The organism is Edaphobacter flagellatus (assembly GCF_025264665.1).
Taxonomy (GTDB): Bacteria; Acidobacteriota; Terriglobia; order Terriglobales; family Acidobacteriaceae; genus Edaphobacter; species Edaphobacter flagellatus.
In genome coordinates this window covers 777,709-789,159 of record NZ_CP073697.1, presented here as the reverse complement: position 1 = coordinate 789,159, position 11,451 = coordinate 777,709, and the positions used below count along the sequence as shown (strand labels likewise).

Annotated in this window: 10 protein-coding genes; 7 read left to right on the top strand and 3 right to left on the bottom strand. The window is 57.3% G+C overall.

The window, feature by feature from the left end:
* Nucleotides 1-32 precede the first annotated feature (32 nt).
* A complete protein-coding gene (locus KFE13_RS03135) occupies nt 33-209 on the bottom strand; it encodes a hypothetical protein (RefSeq protein WP_260705702.1) in 177 nt (58 codons plus the stop codon).
* A 266-nt stretch (nt 210-475) separates the two neighbouring features.
* Between KFE13_RS03135 and KFE13_RS03130 the strand changes: the two genes are divergently transcribed.
* From KFE13_RS03130 to KFE13_RS03100, 7 genes are all read left to right on the top strand, one after another.
* Nucleotides 476-871 carry a single-stranded DNA-binding protein gene (locus KFE13_RS03130; protein ID WP_260705701.1) on the top strand — a complete coding sequence of 132 codons (396 nt, stop codon included), beginning with the start codon at nt 476-478 and terminating at the stop codon, nt 869-871.
* A 103-nt stretch (nt 872-974) separates the two neighbouring features.
* Nucleotides 975-1,922 carry a RepB family DNA primase gene (locus KFE13_RS03125; RefSeq protein ID WP_260705699.1) on the top strand — a complete coding sequence of 316 codons (948 nt, stop codon included), beginning with the start codon at nt 975-977 and terminating at the stop codon, nt 1,920-1,922.
* Between the two features lie 25 nt (nt 1,923-1,947).
* Entirely contained in the window at nt 1,948-2,274 is a 327-nt protein-coding gene (locus tag KFE13_RS03120) for a hypothetical protein (RefSeq protein ID WP_260705698.1), read from the top strand.
* A 202-nt stretch (nt 2,275-2,476) separates the two neighbouring features.
* On the top strand, nt 2,477-2,878 hold the full coding sequence (locus tag KFE13_RS03115; RefSeq protein WP_260705697.1) for a hypothetical protein: 402 nt from the start codon (nt 2,477-2,479) through the stop codon (nt 2,876-2,878).
* A complete protein-coding gene (locus KFE13_RS03110; protein WP_260705696.1) occupies nt 2,859-4,916 on the top strand; it encodes a type IV secretion system DNA-binding domain-containing protein in 2,058 nt (685 codons plus the stop codon). Before KFE13_RS03115 ends, KFE13_RS03110 begins: the two co-directional genes overlap by 20 nt.
* A gap of 3 nt (nt 4,917-4,919) precedes the next feature.
* Nucleotides 4,920-8,570: a MobF family relaxase gene (gene mobF / locus KFE13_RS03105; protein ID WP_260705695.1), complete on the top strand. Its 3,651-nt coding sequence runs from the start codon at nt 4,920-4,922 to the stop codon at nt 8,568-8,570.
* Nucleotides 8,571-8,657: 87 nt separating this feature from the next.
* A complete protein-coding gene (locus KFE13_RS03100; protein WP_260705694.1) occupies nt 8,658-8,978 on the top strand; it encodes a hypothetical protein in 321 nt (106 codons plus the stop codon).
* Between the two features lie 23 nt (nt 8,979-9,001).
* On the opposite strand, the gene KFE13_RS03095 is transcribed toward KFE13_RS03100, so the two are convergent.
* Nucleotides 9,002-9,382: an MGMT family protein gene (locus tag KFE13_RS03095; RefSeq protein WP_260705693.1), complete on the bottom strand. Its 381-nt coding sequence runs from the start codon at nt 9,380-9,382 to the stop codon at nt 9,002-9,004.
* A gap of 31 nt (nt 9,383-9,413) precedes the next feature.
* Nucleotides 9,414-11,450 carry a DUF4338 domain-containing protein gene (locus KFE13_RS03090; protein WP_260705692.1) on the bottom strand — a complete coding sequence of 679 codons (2,037 nt, stop codon included), beginning with the start codon at nt 11,448-11,450 and terminating at the stop codon, nt 9,414-9,416.
* Nucleotide 11,451: the final 1 nt, after the last annotated feature.

The window sequence follows — 11,451 nt, the reverse complement described above, 5'->3', positions numbered from 1 at the left end:
CCAACCCGAACCGAGGTCACTCCGATGGTCTTTCATGCGGCTCCTGTAGCTGCACAGCCCAACTCGTCTTCAAACGCGCCAAGCATGGCGTTTCCAGCCTGCGAAATGCAGCGGTGGCCATACACGCCGGTGTGCTCGAAGCCGTCCTCTGCGGATTTGATTGCAGCGATGAATCGGGCTGCGGTTGGAGCAACGATGCGTCGGCGCATGCGACGGGGTGCCGTTCGTGCATATGAGTGCCTTCCACTCGTATCCCGTCCTCTGCACGGGTTCACGCTTCGGGCCCTATCCTGCGCCCTGCGGCAGGCTCGCTCTTCTGCTTCAGCTACGCCGCCCTTCGGGTTACGGTTTCCACCTTCGGCGGACCCTCCGTAAATGCAGAGCTTCGGCCTTGGGAGCAGGGGCCACTCGCTCGCTTCGCGAAGGGTGACCCGAGCAGGATACGGGGAAATACAACGAAACGGAGATCACCCCCATGTACAAGAACAACGTCACCCTCATCGGCTTTATCGGCAACGACGCAGAAGTTCGCACCAACGGCGACCGCAGCCTCACGACTCTTTCGCTCGCGACCAAGTCGTCCTACAAGAAGGACGGCAAGTACATCGAGCACACCGACTGGCACCGTTGCGTCGTCTTCGGCAAGCTCGGCGAGTTCGCCGCCAAGCTTCAGAAAGGCGCACACATCCTCGTCGAGGGCGAGTATCGCAGCCGCAGGTTCACCAACACGAAGACCGACACGGAGCAGACCGTGTGGGAGGTTCGGGTGAACTCGATTCTGAAGCTGGATCGCGCAGCTAAAGCGGCGACGGAAGAGGCAGAAGATGCAACCTCCGAAGATGGGCTGAACGACGACGACATTCCTTACTAGGGATGTCGTTTCCGCCCCAGGAGGCCGGTATTGAACCCGGCCTCTTCGGCTGCTGAACCCGTGGCATCGCGGTCGCAATGAAAGACGGAATGGAGGTGGTTCGATGAACGAAGTTGCTAAAGACTTTCTCGCTCGGAGCTTCGCTCCTGGCTCGACCATTGCTCTCCTGCTGCGCACCGAGAGCCCGTTGAAGACGGTCCAGCGTGTGGTCACGCTGGAGCAGGCGCTCGCGCCTCGTTACCTCGGGTGGCTCGTTTACCAAAACCATCACGGTGCGAACGTGTACGCGGCTGCCAATCCGCTGCGCGTCGGTAGCCGCAAGCGGACAAAGGAGAGCATTGCTTCTATCCGTCATCTCTACCTGGATGTCGACGTAGACGGCGATGCCCGGCTCGCTGCGCTCCGGGCAGCGGATGGCGTGCCTCCGGCCTCCGTCATCCTCTCCACATCGCCTAACAAATACCAGGTGCTTTGGCAGGTCGAAGGTTTTGACTTCGGCACACAGGAAGAGATGCTCAAGCGGCTCGCCATTGCCTTCGGCGGCGATCCTGCTTGCACCGACTGCAACCGGGTACTTCGCATCCCCGGTTTCTTCAATCACAAGTATTCTCCCGCGCACTACGTCGCGGTCGAATATCCGTCCGCTGCTACCTACAGTCCTGCGGACTTCCGGTTGCCGGAGGGGGATGGCTATGCCGCGCTACCGCTACGCGGGAACGCTCGTCATTCTTCCTCTCGCAAGGACAGCCACTCCGAACAGGATTGGGCGTGGGTTTGTGCCCAACTTGCAGCCGGTGCGGATGCGAAGAAGCTGACCCGCATCCTGGCCGAACGCAGAGCCGATAAGCCCAACCCTCTGTACTATGCGCAGCGCACCATCGACGTTGCTTCCGCTCGTCAATGGTTCCTCGAAGGAATGCCCTTTGAGGACGTTCTCACCATGCTGAAGTTTCGCCGCGAGAACGATCTCCCCGCTGCACTCTGCTCCGCCCGTTCGCGGGAGATTGCCGCCACCGCACAGCGCATGGTTGTTCGCAAAAAGATTGCCTAAACCACCATCACTCAAGGAGAAGAAAATGCCACTACTCGAAGTCATCCAGACCAAACATCTCAGCGCTTCCATTCGACTCACTGATTCGACGGCAATGCAGGTCGATCAGTATGCCGCATTCATCAAGGCTTCAGCGAACGATGTTGTCGAACAGGCGCTCGCCTATGTCTTCTCCAAGGATCGCGAGTTCCAGGAGTTCCTTCGTACCCCGGAAGCACAACGGATTACGCCGACACTTCGCGTTCGCCGCGCCACTGCAAATGATGCCTCCGAGCGGCCCGCACGCAAGCCTGTTTCTTCGGCATCTTCGCCTGCACAAGCACCTGCATCTGTGGTGGCGTCGAAGGCATGATCCCGCCGCTAAATGTGTGGCAAAGCCACAACCGTGCTGCGCACGGGAAGAAGATTGACACTCCATCCCTCGGATGGGCGTGTTTTGAGGTGCAAATGGTTCCGGTTGGAACCATGCAGAAAACGCAGTGCTTATGCGATCGGCGGTTCCGAATGGAACCCATTCCGGTTGCAAATGGAACCGCTCTCTCAGGAGGTGCGCAATGAATCGGAACTCTACTATCCAGTCGAGGCTTTCACCCCACCGCACCCGGTCAGCTCGTAGCGAAAGCTTTGCTACGAGGTTCACCTGCGATGAGGTGGCAGCGATAGAAGACGCCGCTCAAGCCGCGGGCATGACTGCTCGCGAGTGGTCCCGCGAGGTGCTTCTCGATGCGGCTGGAAAGACTATGCGAACAGCACTGTTCACAGAACTGATCGCCACGCGCATGTTGCTAGTCAACCTTCTGAAGCCACTGGCTCTCGGAGAGAAGGTATCTCCAGCGTGGATTACCGAAGCTATGACGATGGTGCGGAAGGAGAAACATAAGGCCGCCCAAGAGGTCATGCAGCAGTACAAGCGGACCGCAGAAAAGGAGACCTCCGATGGCAACACAATGGGGTAGAAAAGAGACGATCATTTGGCCGCCGCACGTTCCGCTGATGAGCTATTGCGCCGTTGCGGGAGCGTTCTTGCTGACGCTGTTCTTTGCCTGGGAGCGATATGCTTTCCAACTCCCGCCGCTCCAGAAGGCGTACATGACAGACTATGCGCGGGCTGGTGTCGGTAGCGCCTTCCATGCCCACCAGAGCTACCGGCTACTGTATCTCGGAGGCTCAAAAGCGAAGCCGCGTCTCGCAATGCCCATCGACTTCGCTGAGGGTGAGATGACGCTGCCGAAGGGCAAAAGGATGCCGTTCGCCCTGTCCGAACTTGCTTATGCTCAGGGGTATCGTTTTCCGTTTCGCGGCCCCGCAGAGAGGCTGGCCGACGCCTCGATGTACCGGTGGCAGCATGATGTCGTTTACGGTGGCGCAAGCCCCTGGCGAATATTCTCTGTCAGCATGATCGAGGGCGGATTATGCCTTGCAGTCTTGCTTGCTTTGGCTGTTCCGAAGGACATTCGGCGCTTCAAAGAGATGAAGTACGGCCGCGTCCTTCGCGGTCCTCGGATGCTCGATCCAACCGAGTTCAACAAGGCTCAGAAGGGCGATGGTCTGGGTTTTAAGACCACGGAATCCGGTCGGATGATGCGGATTCCACTGCATAAGGAAGCACAGCATCTCCAACTCATGGGCGATACGGGTGTTGGCAAGACGCAGCTCATCATGCAGTGCCTTCGCCAGATCAGAGGTCGGGGTGATTCCGCCATCGTCTATGACCCGGCGTGTGAATACATTCAGCGATTCTATGACGCCCAACGTGGAGACATCGTGCTCAATCCGCTCGATGCCCGATGCCCTTATTGGGGACCGGCACAAGAGTTGGAATCGGAGGATGAAGCCTATGCCATTGCCACGTCTCTGTATGCACCGAAGACGGACAAGATCGATGAGTTTTTCCACGAAACGCCCGCCCAAATCTTCGCCCATCTGTTGAAGCGCGGCCCGACACCGCACCAGCTTGCCGCGTGGATGTCGAGCGATACAGAGTTGATGAAGATGGTAGAGGGGACGGAGATGGCCTTCTATATCGATAGGAAGGCCGGCCCTCAGCGGGCGGGTGTTCTTTCTTCGCTTGGATTGGTCGCAAAGTCATTTCGCATGCTTCCGGAGCGTGACGAAAAGCGTGCCGTTTGGAACGCGCGCACTTGGTCGAAGACGCGTCGAGGGTGGATCTTCATTACCTCTCGACCGCCTGAACGAGACACGCTACGACCGCTACATTCGCTTTGGATTGATCTGCTGGTGATGCGGCTGCTGACTACCCCACAGCCCGGCCAAAAGCCGGTATGGTTTGTCATCGATGAGTTGGCCAGCTTGCAGCGGTTGCCGCAGCTTCATACCGCCATTACGGAGAACAGGAAGTCCAAGAACCCGCTCATCCTCGGCTTTCAGGGCAAGGCCCAGCTTGAGGTCATCTATGGTCATCTTGCCGAAGTGATGCTGTCCCAGCCTGCCACCAAAATCTTCATGAAGACCGCCGAACCAAAGGCCGCCGAGTGGATATCCGAGGCGATCGGTAAGGTGGAGATCGAGCGGCTGAAGGAAACGAAATTCGACGGTACGCGCTCCGGGCACAACTTCACCGTGGAACGTCAGATCGAACCTCTGGTCATGGGTTCCGAGATATCCGGTCTCGACGACAGACACGCCTATCTCAAACTGGGTAACAGCGTGGCGCGGTTCGCTTTTGACTACATGGACCTGCCGACGCCCACGCCCGGTTTCCTGCCACGGAAGACCGCAGGCGGACTGCGCTTTAACCCGGACACGTTGGAGCAGAATGTGCCAGCACCCACGCCAGAGCAAGAATCCCAGGAGAAGGAAGACACCCCTCCGGCGACCGAAAGTGACGGTCCACACGATAAAGAACGTGCTCCGATTGCATGGCCTACACCCGCTGCCGTGCAGCAGGCAGAAGAGCTAACACCTAGCCCTTCAGAGGATGAAGAACTTGAAGAAGAACAGGCGGTAGGTCCTGCTTTGATCCGGGAGACATAGGCTATGCTCGACATCTCCAAACCTCTGAACGCGACCCAGGCGCAGACCTATCACAAGCTCGATTACACCTCGCCCACGCAGAGCTACTACGCCCAGGGCGATCAGGTGATAGGCGAATGGCAAGGTAAGCTCGCCGAATCCATGGGTGTCTCCGGCGAGGTCTCCGCCCTGGAGTTCTCCCGCCTCACCGAAGGCAAGCATCCGGTGACAGGCGAACAGATGGTGCGCCATCGTATCGCTACCGAATACAAGAATCCCGATGGCTCTACGACGAAGGCCGTGGCTCACCGTGCCGGATGGGATGCGATGTTTGCACCCACGAAGTCTGTTTCGTTGACCGCCCTCGTGGGAGGCGACGATCGTATCCGCGAAGCCCATCGTGCAGCCGTGACGGCGGCTTTGGATGAGTTGGAGAAGTACACGCACGCCCGTCTGGGCGGAAATAAACCAGCGGAACAAACGGGCAGGTTCCTGGCAGCGAAGTTCGAGCACGACACCGCACGTCCGGTTGATGGCTACGCCGCTCCGCAACTCCACACTCATGCCGTCATCTTCAATGTGACCCAACGCACCGGTGGCACGACGCGGGCCTTACAAGAACAACCGTTCTTTGAGAGCCAGAACTTCGTGACGGCGGTGTATCAGTCGGAATTGATGTACCGCCTACGTGGCCTCGGATATGAGATCGAACCGGGCGAAAGTGGAGCACCTGAAATCAAGTCCTATTCAGCGGACTATTTGAAAGCCTCCAGCCTGCGTCGCGAGAAGATCAAGGAAGAGATGGAAAAGCGCGGCGTCTCTGGACCAGAGGCGGCTGAGATCGCGGCGCGGTCCACCCGCGAGAAGAAGCAGGCGATGTCGCCTGCCGAGGTCCTGGCGGCGCATCGGGAGATCGCTGCCGAGTACGGCAACCAACCACAGCGCATCGTGGCCGAAGCCCGTGAACGGGCACAGGTGCAGAGCCATACACCTGACCGCACCGCTCATGCGCGGGAGGCTGTAACCTATGCTCGCAGCAGCCTGTATGAGCGCGAGGCTGTGCTGGACGAGCGCCTTTTGCTCCGTGATGCCTTACGGCGCGGTATGGGAAATACCACCTATCCCCAGGTCCGCGCCGAATTCGAGGCGCGGCGGCAACGGGGAGATTTCCTCTCGGTGGAATCCCACAAACATGCCTCCAGCCCGCGCTTCACCACGTCGGAAACCATCGCCGCCGAACGCGCCAACATCGAATACGTTCGCGGCGCCAAGAACACCGTTCAGCCGATCATGAGTGCCGAAGACGCACAGCGTCAGGCACAGTCGCACACCTTCCTGAATGACTCCCAGAAGCGCGTCATCGAAGAGGTGTTGAACTCGCCCGACCGTATCCACGGTTTGCAGGGGCGGGCAGGATCGGGCAAGACCTCAGTGCTTTTTTCCATTCGCGAGGGTGCAGAAAAGAGTGGGTTCATTGTCGAGGGATTTGCACCCACGTCCCGCGCAGCAGCCCAACTCCGTGAGGCTGGCATCGACGCCTCTACGTTGCAGAGCTTCCTTGCACGGAAGATGGACTTATCCCGTGAGCAGCAATCGGGTCACCTCTACATGCTCGATGAATCGAGCCTTGCCAGTACCAAACAGATGCGCGACTTTCTGCAAAAATTGCAACCGCAGGACCGGGTGCTGGTCATCGGTGACACCGCTCAGCATCAGGGCGTAGACGCCGGTCGTCCGTTCCAACAGATGCAGGAGGCCGGGATGCGCACCGCCCAGCTTGACCGCATCATGAGACAGAAAGATCCTTCACTCCTAAAAGCTGTGGAGCACCTTGCGAAGGCCGAAACGCAGCAAGGCATCGCGTTGCTGCAAGAGCAGGGCCGCATCACCGAGTTGCTGGCTCGGAGTGACCGCATCGCCGCCATCGCCAAGGATTATGCGGCCAGTCCGGAGAACACACTCGTCGTCTCTCCTGATAACAAGAGCCGTCAGGAGATCAACGAGGCCATCCGCGCCGAGTTGTTGCAGACGGGCAAGTTGAAAGACGATGGCAGGATGTTTCGTACCCTCTCCCATCGTTCTGACATGACTGGAGCCGACCGTACCTGGGCGGCTCGGTACAGCATCGGCGACGTGGTTCAGTACAACACCGGAAGCAAGGAACTGGGCATCGAGCGCGGCAGCTTTACTACAGTCAAGGCTGTCGATGCCAAGGCAAACCTATTGACGGTTAAGCGCGCCGATGGAGAGGTTGTGGCCTACGATCCGCGGCGCCTACGAGGGGTAAATGTCTTCCGCGAGCAGGAGCGCGCGTTTGCCACTGGAGACCGTATCCAGTTCACCGCGCCGCTGAAAGAGTTGAGCGTTGCCAACCGCGACCTTGCCACCATCGAACGTATCGAAGACAGACGCATGACAGTGCGTATCGACGGTAAAGACAAGCGGACGCTCACTTTCGATACCGAAACGGTCCGGCAGTACGATCATGGGTATGCCGTGACCTCGCATAGCTCGCAGGGCCTCACTTCAGAGCGTGTGCTGGCTCATTTCGATACCGGGGGCCCGCGCGGGTTGGTGAACACACGGCTGGCATACGTTGCCATCTCGCGTGCGTCGCACGACGCCCACATCTATACCAACGACGCCGCGCGTCTAGGCAATCGTCTCGCCACCGATATCTCGAAGACAGCAGCCGTCGACCTCGCGCAACCTCCGAAGAAGAGCGAGGTAGAGCGTGCCGTCTCCGCTTTCCGTGAGAATGATCCCGCCACCGCTACGACCATCCTCCAGCAGGATGGTCGTGTCCATGAATACGCTAGCGCAGAACACCGCTTAGCCGCAGTCGCTCTGGCTTATGCTTCGCAGCAGGACCGCGCCTTAGTCGTCGCGCCGGATGCAGGTGAACGTAAAGAACTGACGCAGCTTATCCGTGATGAACTCCGCCAGCAGGGACGGCTCTCCGCGGAAAGCCATCAGCTTCCTGTGTGGGTCGAACAGCGCTTTGGCAATCCTCGTCTCGCGGCGAACTACGCCGCTGGTGACCAGATTCATTACAAAGTAGGTAGTGCCGAACTCGGCATCGCCGACAACAGTACCGTAACCGTACTAACCGTCGATGCGAAAACCAACCGGCTCACCGTTGCCTCACTCGATGGAAGTGAAGTCAGCTATAACCCTGCGTTGGTAAGGGGCTTGACCAGCCAGGCGCATGTCTTCCGGGAAGAGATGCGCGATGTCTCCGAAGGTGAGCGCATCCGTTTTACCGCGACGGCGCAGGAAATTGGTATTCGCAAGGGTGACTTTGCCACGATCGAACGAATAGGAGAGGACCGTTCGCTGATGGTGCGTAGCGATCAGGGTAAGTCTGCTGCTCTCTCCCAAGCGCAGACCCGGCACATCGAGTACGGATACGCGACAGAAGACCTACCGCGCTCAATGCACCGTGTTCTCGTCACCGGAGACAGCAATGTACTTTCTCAACATCAACGTCAGTTCGCGCTCCTCACCCTCCAAACAAATGATCTCGCTATCTTCATCTCGCGAGGCAGAGAGATTTCGCTGGATAGGAACGCATTAGGCAAAGACCTCGACCCATCATCTCTCGGGGCCGGAGTTACCCCTACGGAGCAAAAGATGCCGAGCATTGAGATAGAAGGATTCGGGATTGGCCGGTAGATTAGAAACGAACGAGAATGCCCGGAGCATCGCTGGGGCAACGAAGAAACGGTTCAGGCAAGAACCGGGCACATAGAATGGTTTCCTATGGACAAAGCAAGACTTGTGATGGAGTTCGAAGAGGCGATGGTAGAGGTCTACCGGCGAGCGCTTTCCGAAGTTAAGTACAAAGCCAGTCGATTCTTAACGATGATTCACGATGAGGGCGGACTCGCGACGGCCAAGTATCTCCTCCATGCACCGCAGGTATCGGAAGGATATACAGCTCTTTGGCAGCGACAACGGCTTGATCTCACTGTCGAGGCTGTCATTCTCAACAATGCACGATGGCATCCTCTCTTTACCAGTGACGAACTGGACTTATGTCGCAAGCGGCTGCGGGACTATGGCTATCCGGCGAGCGAATGAAAACGCAAGATTGGCCCTATCGATCAATCCAAAACCTCCCATCTGCGTAGCTCGTGTTGATAGATGCCCATGTTTACGCGCTCACCATGAAATTGAACACCTTCCATTCTCAAACGCAGTCGCTGTTCCTCCGCAAACTCACCCTTCAACCGAATCTCTCCTCCAGAACCCACGATTCTCTGCCAAGGGAGAGAGGTAAGCGTGTCCTTCCGGAGAAGCCTAGCTACCGCCCGATGGAATAACGGATAGCCAGCAGCTTCGGCAACCCGCGCATAGGTTGATACTCGCCCTCGCGGAATGGAACGAATTATTTGGCGAAACGCATCGTCTCTCTCCTCATCGCGGGCGTAGCCTCGCTTGGTGATATTTCTCTTGACTCCCTCCGGAGCTAGCCGACGGCTCATAAGCGAAACATCGCTCTCCTTTCAAAAGCAACTATGAATTGAGGCGAAGCGAAAAGTCTCCCTCTTCTGGGCTCTCTTCATCCGGTATCTGGACCATCGCCCCATGGTGCACCGGGAAGGAAAGCTTATGCTGGGCAACTTCTTCAAGGATACCTTCACGCATAATTCGATTTGATAGCCATCGAGTCCGCCAGAACTGACCTAGGTTCGCGGTTTCCTGCGTCGCGTTTTTCAACGGAAGAGTATATTTGGGACGATCTGATAGACCCATGAGAACGTCACTGAAGTTCGAGGCAAGGGGCACGCCATAAACAATGCGCCGATTCCCATGCTTCAATAACATCTCACTGGGAAGGCCGACTTCCGTTAGAGCCTCCCGCATCTTTCGCATCAGAGGATTGACCCCCTCGCCAAAGATGCTATTCACCTTCCTACCATGTTCGAGCCGTCCGAGAAGTGCGTCTGCTGAACGGATCGTCTCCTTGCTGAAGTGGTAGGAACCGAATCCTTCGCTCATACCAAGTTCAATGTAGGAAATGTCCTGCGCCGGAAGATTGCCAAATGATCCGGCGGGTACCTTGAGGCGGTTGTACTGGCTTGATCCTCCGCCATACAAGCTCGTGGTGCAGAGCAAAGATAGCTTTGGGCTTCGCACTACTTTTGCGCCTGCCATGGCCGACGCAATCACGCTCACCTGTTTGGAATAACGCTTTTGATAGATGCTCACCAGTTCTGGGCTGCATAGCATCAGGCACACCAGTTTCCCACCTAAGATTGCGTTATACGGCGCAATCGCTCCGCAGACGGTGATGTCCATCATGCAGATGCCCACCCGCTCTGCCTTGATCTGGCGGAACAACTGCGTCACAGCGCGTCGCATCTTCGCTGTCTGCATCACAGAACGCAGCTCTCTCAACGGAAGCGCTTCTAAGCCGACATCAAGAATTGTCTTCCGGATCGACAACAGAATCGCCAATTGCTTACAGCGCTTGCTGCGATACAAATCTGTCGCTGTGACCTTCTTCCATGGAGCGTTCTCTGCACTCAGCTTGAGCGTTTCCTTATCTGGATAAAGCCGATGCCGCTTGATTGCTGCATCTGATTCATGCAGTAGCCGCTCTATATCGATCTCAGTTGGCTTGCGAACTTGTGCGCTGGTGATGAGTTTGTCACGGAGCAGGTCTTTCTTATAGAGAGCCTGAATCTGTGTATCTACCCGTTCGCAAAACCATCGCACCGTAGCCTTGGTTGGCGCAGAGCAAAAGGTTTCGACGATTCCAGCCGCGTCCCAACCGATCCAAGCATCGCGGACAGACTGCTGTACCACTGAGCTTCCTAAGGCCGCAATGCCAATGACTGGATGGTTTGCGGCAGCCCGGTCTCGAATCAGCAGCGCCATGCTTCGACCAGGAACACTCCTGTACGAGTTCGTCCATGTATGACGGAAATACCGCCAGATGTCACCAAGCCTAAGGCCGGTTTCGGTGCAGATTTCCTTTGGTTCTACATATTGCAGATACGGATCGACACAACTCGCTAAAGCTTCTTCGCGTTCTGCTGGATCAGTCTTGCTCGTTGCCGCCTGCAGCTTTTGCGCAAGCTCTTCGCCATCTCGCATGACCGAAAAGATCGAATGCCAGCCTTGGGAGGTAAGCCTCCGCCGTTCCATCTGCTTAATAAAATCTCGGACAGACGGCTCCCGAAGCTGAGCATCCCGCTCCTGCAGATGTTGTTGGCGGATTCTCTCCTTGGCCTGTTTAGGGTCTTCATTCGAGGTGTCACCCGGTTTCAGGCAGACCCGTTTCCGGGAAAGCGCGACCGACCAACCCTGGTTCAGAAGATCCAGCAGAACGTGGCGAAAGAGGATCGAACGAAGAGCCTTGACGGAGGCAGGCTTATGATGCCCATTTATGGATGTACGGAGACGGAAAATGGACGCTGCGCGCGACGCCGGGTCTTCGGCACGCCGCAGGGCAGCCGCCGTCTGTACGAAGAACTCGTCAATCTCGGCGGGAAGGGATTCGCGATCAAACTCCAAAACGTCTGATTTAACTGCAAGCAAAGTCATT